Annotated in this window: 18 protein-coding genes and 1 riboswitch; of the genes, 5 read left to right on the top strand and 13 right to left on the bottom strand. The window is 44.6% G+C overall.

Going from position 1 to position 22,068, the window contains the following annotated elements; translation table 11 throughout:
* Window positions 1-61: 61 nt before the first annotated feature.
* Together EC604_RS19155 and EC604_RS19160 are read right to left on the bottom strand one after the other, a co-directional pair.
* On the bottom strand, window positions 62-733 hold the full coding sequence (locus EC604_RS19155; RefSeq protein WP_090916647.1) for a PspA/IM30 family protein: 672 nt from the start codon (window positions 731-733) through the stop codon (window positions 62-64).
* 182 nt (window positions 734-915) lie between these two features.
* Complete coding sequence (locus tag EC604_RS19160) at window positions 916-1,251, bottom strand: hypothetical protein (protein WP_123065696.1); 336 nt, start codon at window positions 1,249-1,251, stop codon at window positions 916-918.
* A 154-nt stretch (window positions 1,252-1,405) separates the two neighbouring features.
* On the opposite strand from EC604_RS19160, the gene EC604_RS19165 reads away from it, so the two are divergent.
* A complete protein-coding gene (locus EC604_RS19165) occupies window positions 1,406-2,224 on the top strand; it encodes a polysaccharide deacetylase family protein (protein WP_123065697.1) in 819 nt (272 codons plus the stop codon).
* A gap of 128 nt (window positions 2,225-2,352) precedes the next feature.
* Here the strand turns inward: EC604_RS19165 and EC604_RS19170 are convergent, their stop codons facing one another.
* The 3 genes from EC604_RS19170 to EC604_RS19180 form a co-directional block, all read right to left on the bottom strand.
* Window positions 2,353-3,024, bottom strand: a complete 672-nt coding sequence (locus EC604_RS19170; RefSeq protein ID WP_123065698.1) for a 3D domain-containing protein — start codon at window positions 3,022-3,024, stop codon at window positions 2,353-2,355.
* 2 nt (window positions 3,025-3,026) lie between these two features.
* A riboswitch (cyclic di-AMP (ydaO/yuaA leader) is annotated at window positions 3,027-3,223 on the bottom strand.
* Between the two features lie 184 nt (window positions 3,224-3,407).
* A complete protein-coding gene (locus tag EC604_RS19175; protein WP_123065699.1) occupies window positions 3,408-4,130 on the bottom strand; it encodes an amino acid ABC transporter ATP-binding protein in 723 nt (240 codons plus the stop codon).
* On the bottom strand, window positions 4,117-5,583 hold the full coding sequence (locus tag EC604_RS19180; RefSeq protein ID WP_123065700.1) for an ABC transporter substrate-binding protein/permease: 1,467 nt from the start codon (window positions 5,581-5,583) through the stop codon (window positions 4,117-4,119). Before EC604_RS19180 ends, EC604_RS19175 begins: the two co-directional genes overlap by 14 nt.
* A 198-nt stretch (window positions 5,584-5,781) precedes the next feature.
* Here EC604_RS19180 and EC604_RS19185 point away from each other — a divergent pair, with 198 nt between their 5' ends.
* Window positions 5,782-6,957 (top strand): M20 family metallopeptidase, encoded by a 1,176-nt coding sequence (locus EC604_RS19185; protein WP_123065701.1) that lies wholly within the window; start codon window positions 5,782-5,784, stop codon window positions 6,955-6,957.
* Window positions 6,958-7,155: 198 nt separating this feature from the next.
* Here the strand turns inward: EC604_RS19185 and glgA are convergent, their stop codons facing one another.
* Both glgA and glgB read right to left on the bottom strand, forming a co-directional pair.
* Entirely contained in the window at window positions 7,156-8,586 is a 1,431-nt protein-coding gene (gene glgA / locus EC604_RS19190; protein WP_123065702.1) for a glycogen synthase GlgA, read from the bottom strand.
* Window positions 8,583-10,604, bottom strand: coding sequence for a 1,4-alpha-glucan branching protein GlgB (glgB, locus tag EC604_RS19195; RefSeq protein WP_123065703.1), 2,022 nt, complete (start codon window positions 10,602-10,604; stop codon window positions 8,583-8,585). The genes glgA and glgB overlap by 4 nt, the downstream gene beginning before the upstream one ends.
* 196 nt (window positions 10,605-10,800) lie before the next feature.
* On the opposite strand from glgB, the gene EC604_RS19200 reads away from it, so the two are divergent.
* Entirely contained in the window at window positions 10,801-12,027 is a 1,227-nt protein-coding gene (locus EC604_RS19200; protein WP_123065704.1) for a glucose-1-phosphate adenylyltransferase, read from the top strand.
* Between the two features lie 114 nt (window positions 12,028-12,141).
* On the opposite strand, the gene EC604_RS19205 is transcribed toward EC604_RS19200, so the two are convergent.
* From EC604_RS19205 to EC604_RS19225, 5 genes are all read right to left on the bottom strand, one after another.
* Window positions 12,142-13,695 (bottom strand): sensor histidine kinase, encoded by a 1,554-nt coding sequence (locus EC604_RS19205; RefSeq protein ID WP_123065705.1) that lies wholly within the window; start codon window positions 13,693-13,695, stop codon window positions 12,142-12,144.
* Window positions 13,692-14,390: a response regulator transcription factor gene (locus EC604_RS19210; protein WP_090916668.1), complete on the bottom strand. Its 699-nt coding sequence runs from the start codon at window positions 14,388-14,390 to the stop codon at window positions 13,692-13,694. The genes EC604_RS19205 and EC604_RS19210 overlap by 4 nt, the downstream gene beginning before the upstream one ends.
* 14 nt (window positions 14,391-14,404) lie before the next feature.
* Entirely contained in the window at window positions 14,405-15,721 is a 1,317-nt protein-coding gene (locus EC604_RS19215) for a hypothetical protein (protein WP_205127939.1), read from the bottom strand.
* A gap of 12 nt (window positions 15,722-15,733) precedes the next feature.
* Window positions 15,734-16,459: a phosphonate ABC transporter ATP-binding protein gene (locus EC604_RS19220; protein WP_123065707.1), complete on the bottom strand. Its 726-nt coding sequence runs from the start codon at window positions 16,457-16,459 to the stop codon at window positions 15,734-15,736.
* An 83-nt stretch (window positions 16,460-16,542) separates the two neighbouring features.
* Window positions 16,543-17,724, bottom strand: a complete 1,182-nt coding sequence (locus EC604_RS19225) for an MFS transporter (protein WP_123065821.1) — start codon at window positions 17,722-17,724, stop codon at window positions 16,543-16,545.
* 220 nt (window positions 17,725-17,944) lie between these two features.
* Here EC604_RS19225 and EC604_RS19230 point away from each other — a divergent pair, with 220 nt between their 5' ends.
* Both EC604_RS19230 and EC604_RS19235 read left to right on the top strand, forming a co-directional pair.
* Entirely contained in the window at window positions 17,945-18,865 is a 921-nt protein-coding gene (locus tag EC604_RS19230) for an ArsR/SmtB family transcription factor (protein ID WP_123065708.1), read from the top strand.
* A 62-nt stretch (window positions 18,866-18,927) separates the two neighbouring features.
* Window positions 18,928-19,692: an HAD family hydrolase gene (locus tag EC604_RS19235; protein WP_123065709.1), complete on the top strand. Its 765-nt coding sequence runs from the start codon at window positions 18,928-18,930 to the stop codon at window positions 19,690-19,692.
* Between the two features lie 46 nt (window positions 19,693-19,738).
* Here the strand turns inward: EC604_RS19235 and EC604_RS19240 are convergent, their stop codons facing one another.
* Entirely contained in the window at window positions 19,739-22,039 is a 2,301-nt protein-coding gene (locus EC604_RS19240) for a type IA DNA topoisomerase (protein ID WP_123065710.1), read from the bottom strand.
* Window positions 22,040-22,068: the final 29 nt, after the last annotated feature.

The following is a 22,068-nucleotide window of genomic DNA, read 5'->3' on the forward strand; positions in this document are numbered from 1 at the left end:
TTAAAAGCGAAGGAGAAACGCTGTTCCCCTCCGCTGGTTAACCCTGCTGAACGCCAAGGTGTTAGTTTTTATTTTCGTACTGTTTCATGAGTGCAGCAAGTTCATCCTCAACAGCCGCATCTTTACCAAGTTTCTCAAATTCCTCGTCAAGTGATTTGCCTTTGGAAGACATTTCGTTGCTTGCTTCAGCCTGAGCTTCCATCTGCATCATTTTCTCTTCCATACGTTTCAGGCCAGCACTTGCCGTGTCTGAGCTAAATCCATTCAGTGCTTTGTTGATTTCGGTTTGTGCTTTGGCTGCGTTATAACGAGCGACCAGCGTTTCGCGTTTATTTTTCATCTGCGTTAATTGTTTGCGCATCTCATCGAGTTTACCACGAAGATTGTCTGCGGACGCTTTGTTTTGATCGTAGCTGGCTTTGTATTCCACCATTTTCTCTTCCGCTGCTTTTTTCTCTTCCAGAGCGCGGCGAGCAAGGTCCATGTTCTGTGCACGCGCTGCCGTGTGAGCCTGCTCTTCACGTTTTTTCACGAGTGCTTCCTGTTCCTCGAACAATTGCTTGAACTTCTTCTCGATCGCGATTTGTGCGGCTACTGCTTTCTCTGCATCTTCCAGATCTTCTTGCATGTCACGGATATATTGATCCGTCATCTTGATTGGATCTTCAGCTTTGTCGATAATCGCATTGATGTTAGACATTGTCAGGTCACGTAATCTTTTAAAAATGGACATTAGGTTATTCCTCCCAGTGGATTGTGCATTGTATATAAAGATACATACGTTACAATCTGCAACTCGTTTCAATTTTACAAAAAAAAATTAAAACTTGATGACCACATCTAATATTAGGAGGATTACCACTTCAGATTTCACTTATCCAGACATTTAACTTTTGACTTGTTACCCGGAGAGTTCTACACTATTTTTTTATTCAAATGTTCATCCATTAGTCTCTCAGCAGTCAGCACGATCTCATCGATCTGCACTCGTGTAATGCTGTCAAAATGAATGCCCATAATAACAGTTACCGTAACTTTCAGTTGCAGAGCCGCTTTGCGAGCAAGACGCTCACATAGTTCTTGTTCCTTATGTCCCGGAATATGTACCGTCGTTCCACTAACCCGATCATGGTCAACATAGAATGTAGCTACAGCCCCAATATGAGCTTTACCACCCGTAACCAGAAATACCTTGTCCTGCCCTGCCTCGAAAACCTCTAAACGAATCGACTTCAAATCATATGTACTCATCGTCTCTCCACCTATCCTTCTCTATATGTTATATATGGTGGAATTATGGCTTTCATGACCTGATGATGCAATGAAACTTCTCACACACGCATAAAAGAAGCATGCAGCGGGCATACCATAGAGAACGCAATTTTGAAAAAAGGAGGCCGTTAACATGCGAATACGCCTCGTCTTGCTCGCACTCGTTACCATTATATGTTCTGGGGTTTATACAGCTCCTTTAGCCCCTGCTCCTGTGTCCGCTGCTTCATCGGAGGAACCTTCTGCAAACCCCAGTGATACACCGGCTTCTGACTCAGGTGTTAGAGAAGAACAGTTGACTCTAGGCCAACTCCGGCAGAAGTACGCAGATACGTTCAAAACCAATGGCCCTTCCACCAAACAAGTTGCGCTGACTTTTGATGATGTGCCTGATCCGAGATTTACGCCGCAGGTACTTGATGTATTAAAAAAATATAAGGTTCGTGCCACCTTTTTTGTTGTCGGCAGTCGTGCAGAGAAACACCCGGACTTGGTGAAACGTATGGTGAAAGAAGGACATATCGTCGGTAATCACAGCTACAATCATCCTGAATTCAGCAAGTTATCGATGACTGCCTTTCGCAAACAAATAGTACATACCGGCGATATTATTCACCGCCTGACGGGATATACGCCCAAAATGATTCGTCCTCCATATGGGGACATTAACGAAGAACAGTTGCGATGGGCTGCAAAACAGCACTACAGCATCGTGAATTGGAATGTGGATTCTCTCGATTGGAAAGGACTAGACAAGGAAAAGGTAAAACATAATATTCTGACCGCGGTGAAACCTGGTTCCATCGTATTACAACATGCTGGTGGCGGTACAGGTTCGAACTTGAAAGGTACAGTAGAGGCTTTGCCCGAGGTTATTGAGGAATTGCGAAACCGAGGGTATGAATTAGTTACATTGGACGAGATGCTTAAACTGCCAAAAGAAAAACAATAAATAATAAAACAGGGTGTCTCTCTACGTAATCATGAATCGTGCCTATCATGATTACGCAAGAACACCCTGTTTATGTTAATTCTCTATTCAACTCATCCCCCATATACAGACAGGGGAGGGTTTAAGCCTTATTTTAAAATGTACAACTCAATATCCTGAAAACCAAACGAACTAACAAACTGTTTGCTCCCAGGGATAAAGATGTCAATGCGATTTCCCTTAATTGCGCTACCTGCATCCAAAGCCGTTGCTACGAAAGCCTGTTTCGGCAATCCAGGGTGCGTATGACCTGTCACCAACACCTTGGTTCCAAAAGGAATAATCTTTGGATCCACTGCGATCGTGCCGAGTTCGAGCGGGTTGCCAAAATAATCAACGGGGCCCCATCCACCGTTCTCGGATGCATCCGCGGAATACGCTGTTGCTTTAACATTCAGCGTTTTGCTGTAGTCAAACGTTTTTCCCCAAGCCTGTACAACTTTATTATCTGTATTCACATCCAGGCTTGCAGCAGTAACCGTTTTTTCCTGCGACTTCGCTTGAACCGGTGCCGCTTCTACTTTGTTTTCGTTACCTGGGATTGTAATTTTCAAACCACCATAGATGTTATAAGGTGAGATGTCTTTGTTCGTTTTAATCAATGTGTTCATGTCAACGCCGTATTGCTTAGATAAGGTGAAGAAGGTATCCCCTTCTTTGGCCACATGAACGGAATCCGCGTGAGCCGGGACGGCTTGAATGAATAGAATGGATGTCAGTAGTGCGATGGCAGTTTTGGCTAAACGTTTCTTGTTATACATGGTCTTCCTCCCTCATGATGCCTGCGAAGTTAGTTGTCGGATTCGGATGGAGGAGCCCACCCTATAGGCTGTACGTGACACGCTGAAGCATTATGTATTCCTAATTCACCCCAAGCAGCATATTTCTGATATGCCTTCATATGTCTGCATTGTTACATCCCCCGCACTTCCGCTTCGGAAGTTTCGGCAGTCTTGAATATATCACAATTTTGTAACCTAAAGATGTAGTAAATGTTTCCATTTGGCGTTTTAATTCAATATACAGGTAACAGAAAAGTTACTTTTTCGGCTCTACCTTTTCTGCAAACAACAAAAAAGCGTTACCGGATCTTTCAATCCGATAACGCTTTTATTCTTTGATTCTATATAAAGAATGGGATGAATTAAAGTACTTTTGCAAGAAAGTCTCGAGTACGCGGATGTTTTGGTGCTCCAAACACTTCATCCGGGGTACCTTCCTCAACGATGACACCGCCGTCCATAAATAGAATGCGGTCACCCACCTCACGCGCAAAACCCATCTCATGCGTTACAATGACCATCGTCATTCCGCCTTCAGCAAGACGTTTCATGACTTCCAATACCTCTCCAACCATCTCCGGATCAAGGGCCGATGTAGGCTCATCAAACAGCATCACATGCGGCTGCATCGCGAGCGCTCTTGCAATGGCAATCCGTTGCTTTTGTCCACCGGACAGCTGGTTCGGATATACATCTTTTTTGTCCGCCAAACCGACTGTCTTTAGTAGATCCTCGGCAATTTTGTTAGCCTCATCCGTGGATTGTTTTTTCACCTTGATCGGAGCAATCGTGATATTTTGCTGAACCGTTTTATGAGGGAACAGATTAAAGTGCTGGAACACCATGCCCATCTTCTCACGTGTAGCATTAATGTTATGCTTGGGATCAGTAATCGATACACCTTCGAAATCAATCTGTCCCGATGATGGTTGCTCCAGCAGGTTCAGACAGCGCAAAAATGTACTTTTTCCCGAACCCGAAGGACCAATAACTACAACGACCTCACCTTTGCCAATCGTCACGTCAATGCCTTTCAGGACATCGTTTTTACCGTATGATTTGTGTAATTGTCTAACGTCTATCACTTGCACCCAACTTCCTTTCCAATCGTCCGAGCAGCTTGGACAGAATAAATGTCATGACAAAGTAAATCGCTGCCGCAATAATGAACGGGTTCAGACCCTGGAACGTAAGATTTTTGACTACACTTGCCTGATACATAATATCCACCATGCCAATGACGGAAATAATCGATGATTCTTTAATGATCGTTACGAACTCGTTACCAATGGCCGGCAAAACGGCCTTAAAGGCCTGCGGCAGAATAATATAACGCATCGCTGCGCCTCTGCCCATCCCCAGTGAACGAGCTGCTTCCAGTTGACCACGATCTACACCTTGAATACCGGCACGGAAAATCTCGGCGAGATACGCACCGCTGTTAATAGAAAGCGTCATAATCCCTGCTTGAAGTGCTGAGAAGTTAATACCGAAGGTTAAGGACACCCCGTAATAGATAATCATGAGTTGTACCAGCATTGGCGTCCCGCGGATTACCTCTACATAGGTTGTACCAATCCAGCGGAGAATCGCCATATTATGAAGACGGAACAGGCAGATAATCAGACCGATAATAACTCCGAATAATACGCCCAGAGCCGACAACAGAAGTGTGTAACCGATACCTGTCGCATATAAGCCTTTATATTCCCAAAACAGTTGAAAAATGTTTTGAGATTTGTTGACTTTATCAGCCATCAAGAGACTTGCTTCCTTAACCATCTCGTTGATTTTATCTTCGCTTTTTAATCGCTCTAAAGTTTGGTTTACAGCGGTTAACAGCTCTGTGTTGCCTTTACGAATCCCGACAGCAGCCTCAGCCTGTTCTTCATCAGGAACTGCTGCAGCAAGACCGATAATGTCATCCAGGTAGCCAGCGGCTACGGTATCTTCTACAATAGCTGCGTCAACACGTTTCGTTTGCAATTGAAGCACGATGTCGGAGATTTTATCCAGTGAAGTCAGCTTTGCACCAGGGATCTTTTGTCCGATGGTTTCTTGAATGGATCCCTTTTGCACACCAATTTTAACATTTTCCAGTGATTTCATGTCCGGATATTTATCCTTGTCGACATTACGAACCATAATCACTTGTTTCGATTTGTAATACGTATCTGAGAAATCGATGCTTTTCTTACGTTCATCCGTCGGTGTCATGCCCGAGACGACTAAATCTACACGACCACTTTGAAGCGCGGGCAAAAGTCCGTCGAAGCCCATATCCTCGATAACGAGTTCAGCGCCAAGATCCGCCGCAATTTCTTTGGCAATGGCAATATCAAATCCGACGATTTCGTCTTTGCCATTGATGACTTTGTGGAATTCATATGGTGCAAAATCGGCACTTGTCCCGAGCACCAGTTTTTTACCGCCTGAGCTGTTGTCTGTTGTTCCGCTCGCCAGCGCTGCAGGTGCAGCAGCCGTCAGAAAAAGAAGGAACGTTAACAGCATTACGGTATAACGACTTATTAATTTCAACCTTGTTCTCCCCTTACAATGCTATAATTACGATTACTTACTGATTCGTCAGTCATGTTGATGACTGAGTCATTATAAAGTACAATGCATGATTATGCAATGCATTTTCAAGATCAAATCTTGACTTGTTTCTGAAAAAATACTGCAAACATGTTATACTCATGGAGTTATTTTCATTTTTGCCTAAGGAGTTAAGCCATGACAACAAATAAAACCCAAATTTTTAACGTTATTGATCAATATGCTTCCCGTTTCAAAGACATTTCATCATATATTGGAGCCCATCCTGAACTTGGAAATGAGGAATATCTAGCCTCCGCCCGTTTGAAGGAAGAATTGTCCTATCATGGATTTGAAGTACAAGCTCCAATTCTCGGACTGGAAACAGCTTTCATCGGTACTTATGCTTCGAGCAAGTCTGGCCCGACCATTGCCCTACTATGTGAATATGATGCTTTGCCTGAAATTGGTCATGCTTGCGGACACCACCTGATCTGTATGATGAGCCTTGGGGCAGCCGTTGGCCTGAAAGCCATTGTGGATGAAGTCGGTGGGACGATCAAGGTGTTTGGTACACCTGCAGAGGAGACACGCGGGGCTAAAGTTCCGATGGCGGAAGCAGGGCTATTTGATGATTGTGATGTTGCGCTTATGGCACATCCTTATTATGCCTACGAAAAATCAGGCAGTTCCCTTGCCATTGATGCTGTGCAATTTGAGTTTCATGGCAAATCTTCACACGCGGCAGCAAGCCCGCATGAAGGGATCAATGCTCTCGATGCGGTCATTCAAACGTTCACTGGAATTAACGCCTTCCGGCAGCAAGTGAAAAGCAGTGTTCGTATTCATGGAATCATTAACAGCGGCGGACAGGCTGCAAACATTATTCCGGACTATGCTTCTGCTCAGTTTTACGTGCGTGCAGCCACACGTAAAGAACTGAATGTGCTGACCGAACGGGTCGTTCGGATTGCACAAGGCGCTGCACTTCAGACCGGATGTAAACTCGTGACATCCAACTACGAAACATCCTATGATGAGATGGTTACGAATGAGACCTTCTCTGACGCGTTCAGTCACAATTTAATTGAACTTGGTATTCCGCAGGAAGAGATTGTCACTGGAAACGACCATGGCTCTATGGATATCGGTAATGTTTCCCTGAGATGCCCAGCGATCCATCCTTATATCCGTGTTGTTGATGAAGTTCATACACTGCACTCCATTGAATTCCGTGATTTGGCGTTGCAAGAACGCGCTCTGGACGGCATGATTTTGGGAGCCAAAGCGCTCGCGGCTACAGCTTATGATGTTCTGAGCAAGCCTGAACTACTGCAAGCCATCCGTGAGGAATTTGAGCAAATCGCTCGCTAAAACTGCTTGTATTCGATTACAGATACACCGAGCTATCTTTAAAAAAGAAGGACCGCATGTGATTCTGGGGTATGTTTGGACCGCATTGAATGATTTAATTCAAGTCTGGCATCCAAACTTACTCCATTTTTTGTAATAGCAAAAGCCGCAGTTTTTAAACTGCGGCACTCCATACGTAAATATAACCTTATTTCTAAATCACATCTGAATTCGACGATAAATATCCATATATTCCTCCGCCGATACATCCCAGCTGTATTCCCCGCTCATTGCGTTTTTCACAATTTTCTTCCACTCATCCGGCTTCCGATAGAACTCTTCTGCACGCCGAATGGTATTCATCATGTCATGTGCATTAAAACTAGTAAATGAGAAGCCGTTACCTTCTCCTGTGAACTCATTGTAAGCTTGGACCGTATCGTTTAATCCCCCAGTTTCCCTTACCAGTGGTACACTTCCATAACGCAATGCCAGCAACTGGCTGATTCCACACGGCTCAAATTTGGATGGCATCAGGAAGATGTCACTACCCGCATAGAAACGACGAGATAACCCGTCATTGAATGTGATCTGTGCTGACATTTTTAATGGATACCGATTAGCAGCCTCTTTGAACCAATGTTCATAAGCTGAATCTCCAGTCCCCAGCACGGCGAATTGAATGTCATCGTAGTAGAGCAGTTCATCCAGAACACGGCATACCAGATCCAATCCTTTGGAGTCAACGAGCCTGGTCACCATGACCATCAGTGGTGCATCTGGACGAACCGGAAGTCCCAGTTCTTTTTGCAATTCGATTTTATTCTCGATTTTTTTCGACAAGCTTGATCTATATTTGACTGCAATTTTATTGTCTGTTGCCGGGTTATAACTTTTGGTATCAATGCCGTTCACAATGCCGCTGAAGCGATCCCCGAGCGAACTCAGTAATCCATCCAGTCCATACCCATAATACGAAGTCTGCACTTCTCTGGCATAGGTTGGGCTTACCGTTGTCACATGATCAGAATACACAATACCTGCTTTTAAGAAATTGACATTCCCATAATATTCGGCGCCTTCCATCGTAAAATACCGATCATCAAGCTCCAAAATTTCGCTGAACAATTGGTGCGGAAATACACCTTGATACAACAAATTATGTATGGTGAAAACCGTTCGGATTTCACTATAAAACGCATCATGTGCATAGTGAGCCTTTAACAACAACGGAATCATACCCGCATGCCAATCATGTGTATGCAGAACGTCCGGCTTAAAATCAATCTGTGGGAGCACCTCAAGCACCGCACGGTTAAAAAATGCAAATCGCTCGCCGTCATCCATGTACCCATAAACGCCATCCCGTGCAAAATAGTACTCATTGTCAATAAAATAAACTGGAATTCCTTCATACTCCAGCATTTCAATGCCACAGTAGGCTCTGCGCCAACCAAGTGGAACATCTGTCACGAGCACAGGTTTCATCGCTTCTTTGTACTCTTCAGGTATCCCCTTATATTTCGGCAAAATGACACGTACATCTGCTCCGTTATTTTTCAACGCCTGCGGCAGAGCACCGATTACATCAGCCAGCCCCCCCGTTTTGATAAACGGATGGGCCTCTGCTGCTGCAAATAATATATTCATGCCTTAGTCCCCCTCTTTGGTTTAGACTTGCTATTTTCTTTTTTTTCAGTAATTTTTTCCGTCTTTTTTTTCGATTTCACGGAAGCGCTACCTTCAGCGATGGGCTCCGTTTTCCGGCGTGTATTCTTTTTTAAAATAACGATACTTAGCGGCGGTAAATCCACTTCCAGGCTGTTTGCATGCCCGTGAAATGGAATCTTTTCCGTAGGGATCAGCATATCATTAACTATCCCTGAACCACCGTAATCCGAATGATCACTATTCAATATTTCGGTATACATACCGGGACGCATGACGCCAATCCGGTAACGCTCCCTTTTGACAGGCTGAAAGTTAATGAGCACAAGGAGTGTATCCGCAGGTTTTTTTCCTTTGCGTACATATGAAATGACACTTTGGCCCTGGTCATCCGGAGTGATCCACTCATAACCGTCAAAGGAATGATCAAGCTCCCATAAAGCTTTTTCACGGACGTACAGCTCAGAAAGCTCGCGCTCGAACTTGTGCAGGCTGCGGTGACTATCATAGTCCAGCAAAAACCAGTCCAACTGATCTTCATCTTTCCATTCGATGAACTGGCCAAACTCTCCACCCATGAACAACAGCTTTTTGCCCGGAAATGTCATGAAATAACCGAGGAACGCACGCATACCCGCAAATTTCTGCTCATAACTTCCTGGCATTTTGTTCAAAAGGGACTTTTTACCATGCACCACCTCGTCATGAGAAAGTGGAAGCACATAATTTTCAGAAAAGGAGTATACAACCGGAAATGTTAGCAAATGATGTTTGGAAGCACGTTCATGAAAATCAGATTCCATGTAATCTAACGTATCATTCATCCAGCCCATGTTCCATTTATAGTTAAACCCCAGACCACCCTTGTCTACTGGCATGGTGACCATTGGCCATGCACTGGATTCTTCAGCCATCATTAAAGCATAAGGATAATATTCGAATACAGTGGTGTTCAACTGTTGTAAAAATGAGACAGCTTCTTTATTCTCCAGGCCACCTTCATCGTTTGTACGATATTGACCTGGTTCCTTTTCAAAATCAAGACGAAGCATACTCGTCACCGCATCAACACGGAGTCCATCAAAATGATACATCTCCATCCAGTACAGTGCGTTCGAAATAAGGAATGAGCGAACCTCAGGTTTGGAATAATCAAAACTAAGCGTTCCCCAGCCCGGCTTCTCGGCTAACATTGGATCTGCGTACTCGAAGAGAGGTGTACCATCAAACAGACGTAAACCATGCTCATCTTTGGCAAAGTGAGCCGGTACCCAATCCAGCAATACACCAATGCCCGCCTGATGTAGTGTATCCACCAAATACATCAGATCTTTGGGTTGCCCGTAGCGGCTTGTAGGTGCGTAAAAACCGGTATTCTGGTATCCCCATGACAGGTCATATGGGTGTTCACTAAGGGGCATCATTTCAACGTGGGTATATTTCATCTCAAGTAAATAAGGAACAAGCAAATCCGCCATCTCACGATAGCTATACAGGCTTCCATCGTCCTTACGCTTCCATGTACCCAAATGCATTTCATAAATATGTAGAGGTTTGTTATACATGGAGCGTTGTTTACGTCTCCATGCACCGTCATTCCACTTGTAACCTTCAAGGGAACTTGTGATTGACGCCGTTTGAGGACGAACTTCCGCTTCAAATGCATAAGGGTCTGCTTTGAGAATTTCAGTTCCGTTTTCCGTTAAAATACGAAATTTGTATAAAGTACCTTCTTCAATTCCCGGAAAAAAACGACTCCAAAATCCAGATTCGGGTATCTTATATAAAGGTTCCTTTTCCCCTTGCCATCCATTACGGTCCAGAGCCAGTCCCACTTCTACGGCATTGGGTGCCCATACGGTAAAACGGAATCCTTGACGGTGATCGCGAGTCTCAGGATGCGCGCCCAACATTCGATAACTGTGATGAAGATTACCTTCATGAAATAAATAAATATGATCAGATAACATATCCGGTTGTGCCAACGGTTCAATAGCCATGGGATCACCTTCTTTTCTCCAGAAAATAGATATAACGTTAACCATTACCCCATTCTAGCCAAGTTGAAAAGAAAAATGCGTTGTTTTAAAAAATGATGTATTTTTTCAGAATTTTTACAATAGCTATCGTTTCAGAAGCTTCGCTTTCGTTTACTAATGTACTACACTGCACAAATATTTTGGGAGGGAAACAATCATGTTTAATAAAGATTGCATCGCTATGCTGTTGGCGGGAGGAGAAGGAAAGCGATTAGCTCCTTTAACCTCGAGAATTGCAAAACCCGCTGTACCGTTTGGCGGGCACTATCGGATCATTGATTTTCCTCTCAGTAACTGCGTTAACTCAGGGATCGACACTGTAGGTGTTCTGACGCAGTACCAAGCGGAATCATTGCACGAACACATTGGTCAAGGAGAGCCATGGGCACATGGTGATTCAAATGAGACCGGAATCTCCTTGCTTCCATCTTATCATACAGGAAATGACGAATACTTGGGAACTGCGGATGCCATATATAAAAATATGGACTATATTGACCAGCAAAACCCAGAAAATGTTCTAATTTTGTCGGGCGACCACATATATCATATGAATTACCGCGAAATGCTTGAAACACACAAGGCTAATAATGCAGCAGCAACTATTTCCGTAATGGAAGTGCCTTGGGACGAAGCTCACCGCTTCGGAATTATGGCTGCAGATGAAAACATGCGTGTGACCGAATTTGCTGAAAAACCAGCTGAACCAAAAAGCAACTTGGCCTCCATGGGGATTTACATGTTTAATTGGCAATATCTGAAACGTCACTTGCTTAAGGATGCTGCGAATCCAAATTCCAGTCATGACTTCGGAAAAGACGTTATTCCACAGATGTTAAATGAAACCAATTCACTTTACGTATATAACTTCAATGGCTACTGGAAAGATGTTGGTACGGTGAAAAGCCTTTGGGATGCGCATATGGATCTGTTATCTAACGAAGAGAACTGGAGTCTGCAGCGAGAAGATTGGCCTATGTTCACCCGCGAATGGCGCTCCAAACCAAGCGCGATCAAAGCCAGACAAACTCAAATGGAACATCTGGCTTCCATGATTCACGACTCTTGCGCTATTGAAGGCCGTGCTGAACGCTCCGTCATCTTCTGCGGTGCTGAAGTTGGCAAAGGCTCTGAAGTGCTTGACAGTGTTATTATGCCTAATGCACGCGTAGGCCGTGGTGTTCATATCGAACGTGCTATTATCGGCGAAGGAGCCATTATCAAAGATGGTGCCATTGTTAAAGGTACAGCAGATGAAATTGTTGTAGTAGGTCCGAATGAGATCGTCGCACCTAAACCAGCCGTACGTACGCAACCTGTACGTATTCTCAAAGAAGTGTATGAAAAAAGTGGTCGTCTCCGTGCTGGTGAATTATCCTCATAATTTCCTTATGATGTTCCTTAGATGTAAAAAGGCGAGCCATTATGGCTCGCCTTTCTGGTCTCACTGTATATGATGTTTATTGTCTGCTACAACCGTATCTGTGACAATGACGAATTAGCGCTTCTCGCCCTCCGTTGATGGGTCATGAGCCTGTATTTGGTCATTCTGGTCTGACTCCGAAGTTACGTTTGCCGCTTTCCCAGGTTTATCAGCTTCAATCAGCGCTCCCCCACTTGTCATATCGTGTTCCACTGGCGCTATCTCTTGCTTAAGCATCGGTAAGGATACAGTCACCGTCGTCCCCGATCCAAGCTCACTTTGCATCGTAATGGTGCCCTCATGCAGTTCCACAAGCTCCTGGGTAATGGCAAGACCAAGTCCCGTACCCCCGTTTTGGTGATTTACCTGGAAGAAACGATCCCTTACTTTAATCAAATGTTCTTCGCTGATTCCGATACCTGTATCCTGCACAACGGCCACGATCTGATCATTTTCTTCTTTCACCGTGAGGAATATCCATGAGTTCTCATGTGAGAATTTGATCGCATTGTCCACGATGTTTAAAAACACCTGCTTCAAACGATTGCCATCACCATATACATTGTAAGCACGTGTCTCGTCCGTCTCCAACTTTAGATGTACCTGCTTTTGTTCAGCTTTAGCCCATACGTTCAGCATGGTCTCTTGCACAACTTCACGGATATTAACCGTGCCTTTAACCAGCTTCATCTGATTTTGCTGCAGTTTGGAGAAATCGAGCATCTCTTCCACGAGCCCAATCAATCGCTCCGTTTCCTTCGCGATGATCCCCATACCAATACGTGTTTCTTCCGGATCGTATCCACCTGAATCAAGCGTTTCACTCCAGCCTTTGATACTGGTCAGTGGTGTGCGCAGTTCATGGGAAATGGACGAAATAAAATCGTCTTTAATCTGATTACTACGCACAATTTCATGAGCCATGAAGTTAAGCGTTGATGCGAGTTCGCCCAGTTCATGTTTATAATTCCCTTTGACCCTGACATCAAGCCGTCCTTTCGCCATCTGAGCAGATACCGCTGTAATGCTATTAATTGGACGGACGATGGAGTTGGCCATTCCAATACTGATAATTAACACGATGGCCAGTACACCTACGCCTACGGCAATAGCCAGTAACCCCATGACAAGTAACTTGGAGTTTACAGATTCGAGCGAAGTCAGATAACGTACAATGTACGTATTTTCACCGCCCAGATCGAATTTATTGGCAACCGCCATCACTGATTCGCCGGTGTTGGGTTGTCTGCCAATCCATCGTCCCATATCCCCGTTTAAGGCTTGCATAATATCGCTCGTTTGTAATACCGCTCGATCTGATTCAAATGCTGTCGAACTCGCCAGCACACGACCATTCAGATCCAAAATTTCTAGTTCGGTATTATCTAACGCCAGACGCACCAGAAGCCGGGACAAGTTGTTATTGCCATCTTCCCCATTACTAGCTCTGGCAATGGGCTCAAGGAAGTCCCTGTTATTGGTAATATGCGTGCTGATGGTATTGTAAATGCTCTCATAATAATACCGCTGCACAGCTAGCATAAACACAAACTCAACAAGTACCAGAGCGAGGAAAACGACAATAAAGTAGTGTAATACGATCTGCCGCGTGATCCCCTTTTTGATCATTGATCCCGGCCCTTCCATTTGTACCCGTGACCCCATACAGTTTGCAGGTATTCAGGCTCGGAAGGATTGTTCTCAATTTTTTGACGTAGACGACGGATGTTCACATCAACAATTTTAGGATCACCCATATATTCTTTGCCCCACACATGGTCCAGTAGCAAGTCGCGGCTCAGCGGCGTATTTTCTTTTTCCAGGAAGAACTGAATCAAAGAAAATTCCGTGGGTGTTAATTCAATAGCTTCATTATTCTTTTTAAACTGTTTGGAGATGAGATCCAGTGAAAACGGCCCCGATTGGAACGTTACTTTAGCCGCAGTTTCACGGTGTACGTTAACACGACGAAGCAACGATTGAATTCGCGCAATCAGTTCAGTCGGGCTGAACGGTTTGCTTACATGATCGTCTGCCCCTACGGAAAGGGCATATACTTTATCCTGCTCCTGAACCTTGGCTGTCAAGAAAATAATACCGAGCCGTTCGTTCGTTTCACGAATCCGTCTGCATACTTCAAACCCGTCAATGCCGGGAACCATAACGTCCAGCAGTGCAAGATCAATATCGGGTACAGATTGCAAAATGCGTAAGGCCTCATGACCATCGCCAGCTTCCAGCACTTCGAATCCATTTCTTTTTAAATTAATGACGATAAAACTGCGGATGGATTCTTCATCCTCAAGAATAAGTACTTTACTCATCAAGTTCTTCCTTTCTATTCAGCTGAGAAGTTTTTGCTTAATGCGTCCTTGCCCGCCTCAGATTGTGCAACACGCGATGCAATCACTCGATCTTTCGTTCGAGTAATTTCCTTCCAGCTCTTTCCCTTTTCAAGATCCCACTGAGAAAACGTAAAATATTTGATCTCGGCTACGGTTTCATCCGTTTTGATCATTTTGAACCGAATATATTTTTCCTTCTCCGATTTGGTATCAATCGTGATCTTGCCATACCATTCTGGTTTTAGGTTCAGATGGAACAAATCCGCATCATCCCGGAACTGGAACGACACAAATTTCTTCCCCTCTTTACCATCCCACTGGTAGAAAGTATAAAACCACATTCGTGAATCAAATACGTAGTGCTCCCAGCCTTTGGGTGTTTCTTTTAATCCAAACTCAATAATACCATCATTATTCACATCACCGCTTAAAATTTTGTCATCTCTGTACGTTTGATCCGGTGATTTAAAAGCACTAACGAGTTTATTGTCTTTTACATACATGATCTGTGTAAACGAACTTCGATCATCGAGATCTGCATCCAGTACAATCCCCATTTTTCCATCCGCAATCTCACCGCCAAGGGCGTTGTACACTTCTTTAACCGTATAGTCCGTAACAACACGATCCATTTCCTTAAAACTATCATCCTGATACTGATATAATGCAATGCTGGCAAAACCACTGGCGTTCAGCGAAACCACAACAAAGTCACTCTTACCATCTCCGCTTAAATCCAGCGCGTTACCCTGCATATCATCAATAATCACCTGATTATACGGTACACCACCCAGCACTTGTTCCAAAACCCCGCCCTTGTAGGAGTATGCGGTCAAAGCTTTTTGATCCTGCAGGCTCACACCAAGAACGATATCCGGATTACCGTCATTTGTAATATCCATAACCTTGAATGATTCCAGTTCATTGCCTGGCACATCAAACGTCAGTTTTTTGACCCAGGCTCCTCCCTGCTCTTCCAAAATCATACCGTGGATACGCACATTCTCATTAGGGGTCTCGTAGAAAACACTCGCCTCGCGAATACCGTCACCGTTCAGGTCTTCCACACGAATCATACTGGTATTGCTCATATCTTTAGGCCGAATCAATTTACTTTCAGGCGGTGTTTCCTTTTGCACAATGTTATACAGTTTCTCTTTGTCCGTCGACATCATCGGCGGCTTCATTAGAAGCTTGGGGTCACTGATCACTGTACAGCCACTTAGCACGGTTCCGAGCAGAACAGCCATTGAACCCGCTGCCATGCAGCGTCCCCATCGCGAATTAAGCAATTTCATCACTCTTTTCATTAAGCACTCATTTTAAATCTGATTTTTCTCCTGTTGTGTCAATCTCCGTCCTCGTATATCAAAAACGATCCTGCCTTCTGCGATTCCCCAGATTCGCGAAGCATGTTTCTCTGCCAGTTCAATGGGCAACACGGCAATGACCGTAGCTCGTTCCTCTTCACACAATTTGCGCAGCGTTTCCAGTACAGCATCAGCCGTATGTGGATCGAGTCCAATGACAGGTTCATCTGCCAGAACAACCTTGGCACCATGAGCAAGTGCTCTTGCAATCGCTACTCGCTGCTTTTCGCCGCCGCTCATTTTTTCAGCAAGCTGATGCGCTTTATCCAGTAACCCCAGGCCTTCGAGGTGGTCCATCGCTCCCATGTAGTCATCTGATCGTACCATGCCTGTTGCCATTCTCCATAATGGTGTCTGACCAAAACGCCCGATAAGTACGTTCTTTAGAGCCGTTTTTCTAGGATATAACTGCGGGTTCTGTTCCAAGTATGCCCATTCCCGCCGGATTTTTTGTTTACCGCTCCAGCCCTCTTTCAAAATATCCATGCCGTCAACAGTAAAACGTCCTGAATCCCACGTCTCCTTCATCGCCAAACATTTCAGCAACATGCTTTTGCCGCTCCCGCTGGAGCCGACCACCGCAATCATTTCCCCTTGTTGCATATCAAAACGAATATCACGTAGAATCGGAATACGATCCGCTCCAACGGATTTGCTCAAGTTCTCCACTCTGATCATCGCGATGTCTCCTCTTGTCCATGTTTTTCCCTACTACTAGTGTACTCGGAAATGGACATCAATTTCCATGCGAACACCAGCTTCTATTTTAACACAAATTCCGCTTCGCGTTTACGTCGAAATGATAGTCCTGTGATACCAAAAATAAAGTACATACATCCAAGCATGACAAACATACTGCCAGGTGAAACCCAGTTGATCAACTGACCTCCCAGATTCGGTCCAACGATGCTTCCTATCGTGAAGTGAAAGGACGCTACCACATTGGCTGCGGGCAGCAACACTTTAGGTAAAATATCTGCGGCATAAGCGAGTCCCAGCGAGAAAAATGAACCGACGAGCCCTCCGGCAATAAGCAATAGCACAAGTGTCAGCCAGAAATGGGTACCCGCCAAAGGAACCAGCATAAATGCTAGACCGCCGCCCATTCCGGCTATCATAAGAATTATTTTTCGACCATATCGGTCACTTAATATTCCGAGCGGAAGCTGCAGGAATAGTCCACCAATCCCTATAAAAGGAAGCAAAGAGGCAATCTGATCGGTATCATATCCCACACGAAGTCCGTATACGGGAAAATTGCTGTTCATGCCTGCTTCCATATAACCGTATAAAAGAGCTGGCAACAGTGCATACCATGCCCAAGCGAAACTGCGGCGAAAGCGTCTTTCTGGAAGATGAGCATGTTCTGCTTTTTCCGGCTTCGTATCCGGAAGCTTCATAAGTACTAGAATGAGCACAGCCGCCATGCCAAGAAACAGCACTAAAAATGGAACAGCATCACCAAACCCGAGCAACTTGATTCCTAATGGCCCGATACTGAAACCCAGTCCATAAGACATACCATAAAGAGAAATATAACGTCCTCTTTTCTCTGGAGTAGTGACTAACAGCACCCACAGCTGTGCTGCATAATGTAAAGCACTGTCGCCGATACCAACAATCAGACGCAGTACAAACCATATTTTAATATCAGGAAAATACGGGAACAAGACCAAGGGAATCATAACCAGAATAAGACCACCAACAATTAGCTTTTTAAATCCCAATGCTCCCAGTAAACGTTCGGCTGCCAGTGTCATGGCGAATGAACCAATGTAGAGCGCAGCAGCATTTAACCCGTTTAACCCGGGAGACACCCCTTGCTGTTCCAGAAAAATGGATAAGACAGGCAGCAACAATCCCTGACTGATCCCCGCCGCAACAATCACGGTAATCAAAATCAAATAATTAAAAGTTGAGGGTGATATTTTAGATTTGAACATCAAAGCCACGATATTTCATTCCTTCTGCAAGCGCAAACAAAGAAAAATCGCCATCGCTGACGATCTCCAGGCTGTTATTCATATGGATGTATACTTTCTTATAAATCAGGACTAAGCCCTGAACTTGAACATTATAGTGGACAACGCCCGGTAAAACAAGCCATAATAGTACATAAGTCGCTGTGAATACCTAGATGTGACGGGAGGATTCTGCATCATTATGGCTTATCACGTTAAAATTGATGTTTCACCGATATATGAGATGCTCAACAGCTTTTTAGTTTATGTCACGAAAAAGTGGATTCAGCATCTGGACATTGGTCCTGAATGGATTCTGGACGTTGAGCGCAAGCTAAGTTCCAACGTGCGAGCTGCGCTTGCACCCGCTGCTACGTGGCCTTTTGACGATTTTGATGTCCTGTTCGCCTGGGCAGCATATAAGAATACAACTTTAGAAAATCAAGACTTTCTGGACATGCTCACAGAGCTTTCGGCTGACGAATTATTTGCGCGCGTATCGCCATTAATGCCGGAACTTACGATAGAAGAATCGACGCGTATTCGGAACAGCTACGTCCCATTATTGCGACTATGGGATCAGCACTATTGCCGGAACATTAGCGAAGATCATCGGGTTTGGCTCGAAGAGGATGCTGAAGAAAAACGCATTTTGCTCGAAAAAATGGGCCCTGAACTGTTAATTGAATATGCTACCGCAGGTGTTATAGTGGAGCCAATCGCTGGTTTAAACGAAGTGATTCTGTTCCCAACGGTGCATAACCGCCCTATTAATATGTACTGCTTTTATGAAGGCATGATGATTATTCAGTATCCCGTAGATATACCTGAAGAAAGTGAAGATGAGCCGCCAACGTGCTTGCTAAGGTTCACACATGCATTGGCCGACCCCGAAAGACTTCGTCTGTTAAGATACGTTTCCGACGAACCGAAGTCACTCTCGGAGATGTGTGAGGAGCTTGGTAAAGAACAAGATCCTGTCAAAGATCAGGTTACAGCTCTTCGCATTGCAGGTTTACTGCGCACACATTTACTAGGAAGTAATCGTAAAGAAAAATATAGCATCAGACCTGACGGAGTATCTGAATTGAATATGTTTTTAGAGTCCTACATTCGCATCTAACGAATTATTTTATAAGATAGTGAATGATCCGCAGGCAAGCGTAGGCAAGGAGTGAACTAGCGTTGACCTTATTTAAACAACATATCTTGTTTGACCTTGATGATACACTCGTGTATTGCAACAAATATTTTAATCTTGTTCTGGGTGAGTTCTTTGAGAACATGCAACAATGGTTTGACGGACATGCCCTGACCACACAGCAGATTCGGGAGAAGCAACTCGAAATCGATGTGACTGGCGTGAACAAAGTCGGATTTGCAAGTCACCATTTTCCACAGTCCCTGATTGATACGTATCGATATTTTTCTCGAAAATACGAGCGTGCGACATCAACCAAAGAAGAAACGTATTTGAGCAAACTGGGCATGAGTGTCTACACTCAGGACGTTGAGCCTTATCCGCATATGGTAGAAACGTTGGAGGAACTGAAGTCTGCCGGGCACTCCCTATACTTGTACACTGGCGGTGAGACCGTCATCCAGCAGAGAAAGATTGATCAGATGAAGCTCTCTATTTATTTCGATGATCGAATCTACATTCGTCAGCACAAAAATATTGAAGCATTGGAAGGCATTCTGTCCAAAGGTCCGTTTGACCGGCGAGCAACCTGGATGATTGGCAATTCGCTTCGTACAGATATTATGCCTGCCGTGAATGCCGGAATTCACAGCATCTATATTAAACAGCCTAACGAATGGCAATATAATATTGTTGAACTGCAGCCGAATCCGGAAACTTCGATGTATACCATCACAGCACTGGAGGAAGTCCCCAAAGTCATTCATGAGGATATCAAGCAGAAACAACAAAAAAGAACCCTTGGTTAAAGGGTTCTTTTTTGTTTACTTTCAATTATGCCTGTGATGCCTATGATTATGCTTCCTGTTTTTCACCGGATAATTGACCCGTGACTACATCTTTTAAAATAATACGAGCCTTCACCGTGCTTCCATCCTTACGTTTGAACGAAAGAACTTGCGTACTCCCCTTCTCTATCAAAGACTTCAGCATCGTACTTGTTATTTTTTTGCCAGCATATTCTTTCCAGACAACAAATGTACATCCTTCTTTGAAACGGGAACAGCCATAACCCTTCTTGCCCTCAATAATATGCCCGGTACAGCCAGGTGAAGGGCATGAAGCAAGTACTTCACGTGCGCCAGAACTTGCAGTGCCCGATTGCGCAGTTGCACCTTTGCTTGAAACCGAGTGTGCTGTTGATGTCTTGGTCGTTTTGCCAACACTCATAGCCTTATTGCCTGCTTTGTTGCCAGTTCCTCTCCCTTTCCCCTTACCTTTGCCTCTCGCATCTTCACCAAAGGCATCAGCAGCAGCCGGAGCCTGTACACGCACTTTTTCAATGATAGATAACGTAAACTTCTTGACGTTTTCCATGAACTTGTCCTGTTCAGCTTCACCTTTAGAAATTTGATGTAACCGGCGCTCCCATTGTCCCGTCATCTCAGGCGAGGTCAACAAATCTACACCGGCACGGCGGATCAATTCAATCGCTGTTCGTCCCTTCAGCGTCAGTTGCATCTTTTTCCCTTGCATCGTAATGTAACCTACGTTTTTGAGACGTTCAATCGTAGCCGCTCGTGTAGCTGGAGTTCCCAGACCGCTATCCTTCATCGCATCACGAAGTTCTTCGTTCTCGATCTGTTTACCTGCACTCTCCATTGCTTTGAGCAGTGTGCCCTCGGTGTAACTTTTGGGCGGTTGAGTGGCTTTCTCCTTGAACTCACTCTTCGTACATTGAACAGGCAAGTCAGGCTGTACAGCGAAAGCTTTGTCTGTCCATTCCTCTGCTTCCTCTTCTTCATTGCTATTTTTCTTCGCTTTTTTCTTGCCAGAAGCACCTTGTTCTTGATCGCCAGAACCAAGCACTACTTTCCAACCGATGGATAATAGTTCTTTTACAGACGTTTTGAACTGATGTTTCTCGACCTCCGTAAGAACCGTATGCTGTTTATACTCGGCTGCCGGATAGAAATGAGAAAGGAAACGTCTCACAATTAAATCATAAATATTTTGCTCATCCTTGGACAGCGTACCTGGTCGTTTCAACGTTGGCAAAATCGCATGGTGATCTTCCACCCGACTCGGATTGCAGACCCCTTTATTATTTTTATGCACCAATTCCGGCTTTGCACCCAAAGCCAGCTCACTGTACGTTCCGTTTTTAAGCAAATTCAGCGTTTTGTGCATACCTTCAATGTTCTGCTCTGTTACATAGTTGGAATTTGTACGCGGGTACGAGATCACTTTATGTTTTTCGTACAGGGCTTGAGCAATATCCAGCGTTTTTTTCGCCCCGTAACCATATTTTGCATTCGCTTCACGCTGTAAAAGAGTCAGGTCATACAGCCGGTATGGATATTCCTTGGTTTGTTTGGCTTCATATTTAATGATCTGACCTGTTTTGCCCTTTACACTGGTTGCAATAGCTTCTGCCGTTTCTGCATCCGTAAGTTTATCTCCTTGACGTACACCGCGGTATTCAACACCTTCCTGCCGAAACCAGGCTACTACTTCATAGAACGTCTGTGACTGAAATGCTTCAATCTCCATCTCACGATCATAGATTAGCGCTAGCACAGGTGTCTGCACACGTCCAACAGACAATAGTGCATTATGCCTGGTTGTAAACGCCCTTGAGGCATTCATGCCAATCAGCCAGTCCGCTTCACTGCGTGCACGGGCAGCATAAGTCAGATTTTCGAATTCTGCGGCATCTTTCAGTCCATCAAATCCACGCCGAATACTTTCAGCTGTCAAATCGGATATCCACAGACGCTTTACAGGCTGGCGCAGCTTCAATTGTTGCTGAATCAGAGCAAAAATATATTGCCCTTCCCTCCCTGCATCACAAGCGTTAACGATCGCTGAAGCACGTTTTGCGAGTTCGCCGATGATTTTGAGCTGATCCTTTGTCCGGGGATTCGGTACAATTTTGAATTGATCCGGAATGATCGGCAAGTCCGCAATGTTCCAGCGTTTGTACTTAGAATCATAGGCATCCGGTTCAGCCAGTCCAAGCAAATGCCCAATCGCCCAGGTGATAATGTACTGTTCACCTTCCAGATACGTGCGATTATTTTTGGCTTTTGGTTCTATGACGGCGGCAATGGTTCTCCCCATATCGGGTTTCTCCGCAATAACCAGTGTCTTCATCCGTCCATCTCTCCTCCTAACCGCCAGTA

Source organism: Paenibacillus amylolyticus (assembly GCF_003719335.1).
GTDB lineage: Bacteria > Bacillota > Bacilli > Paenibacillales > Paenibacillaceae > Paenibacillus > Paenibacillus amylolyticus_D.

What these genes read in the sequence shown, in the direction of transcription:
- EC604_RS19185 (WP_123065701.1), top strand. Translation starts at nt 5,782, where the DNA reads ATGACAACAAATAAAACCCAAATTTTTAACGTTATTGATCAATATGCT.
- EC604_RS19165 (WP_123065697.1), top strand. Translation starts at nt 1,406, where the DNA reads ATGCGAATACGCCTCGTCTTGCTCGCACTCGTTACCATTATATGTTCT.
- EC604_RS19240 (WP_123065710.1), bottom strand. Translation starts at nt 22,039, where the DNA reads ATGAAGACACTGGTTATTGCGGAGAAACCCGATATGGGGAGAACCATT.
- glgB (WP_123065703.1), bottom strand. Translation starts at nt 10,604, where the DNA reads ATGGCTATTGAACCGTTGGCACAACCGGATATGTTATCTGATCATATT.
- EC604_RS19160 (WP_123065696.1), bottom strand. Translation starts at nt 1,251, where the DNA reads ATGAGTACATATGATTTGAAGTCGATTCGTTTAGAGGTTTTCGAGGCA.
- EC604_RS19170 (WP_123065698.1), bottom strand. Translation starts at nt 3,024, where the DNA reads ATGTATAACAAGAAACGTTTAGCCAAAACTGCCATCGCACTACTGACA.
- EC604_RS19225 (WP_123065821.1), bottom strand. Translation starts at nt 17,724, where the DNA reads ATGTTCAAATCTAAAATATCACCCTCAACTTTTAATTATTTGATTTTG.
- glgA (WP_123065702.1), bottom strand. Translation starts at nt 8,586, where the DNA reads ATGAATATATTATTTGCAGCAGCAGAGGCCCATCCGTTTATCAAAACG.
- EC604_RS19200 (WP_123065704.1), top strand. Translation starts at nt 10,801, where the DNA reads ATGTTTAATAAAGATTGCATCGCTATGCTGTTGGCGGGAGGAGAAGGA.
- EC604_RS19215 (WP_205127939.1), bottom strand. Translation starts at nt 15,721, where the DNA reads ATGAAAAGAGTGATGAAATTGCTTAATTCGCGATGGGGACGCTGCATG.
- EC604_RS19155 (WP_090916647.1), bottom strand. Translation starts at nt 733, where the DNA reads ATGTCCATTTTTAAAAGATTACGTGACCTGACAATGTCTAACATCAAT.
- EC604_RS19210 (WP_090916668.1), bottom strand. Translation starts at nt 14,390, where the DNA reads ATGAGTAAAGTACTTATTCTTGAGGATGAAGAATCCATCCGCAGTTTT.
- EC604_RS19205 (WP_123065705.1), bottom strand. Translation starts at nt 13,695, where the DNA reads ATGATCAAAAAGGGGATCACGCGGCAGATCGTATTACACTACTTTATT.
- EC604_RS19220 (WP_123065707.1), bottom strand. Translation starts at nt 16,459, where the DNA reads ATGATCAGAGTGGAGAACTTGAGCAAATCCGTTGGAGCGGATCGTATT.
- EC604_RS19230 (WP_123065708.1), top strand. Translation starts at nt 17,945, where the DNA reads ATGGCTTATCACGTTAAAATTGATGTTTCACCGATATATGAGATGCTC.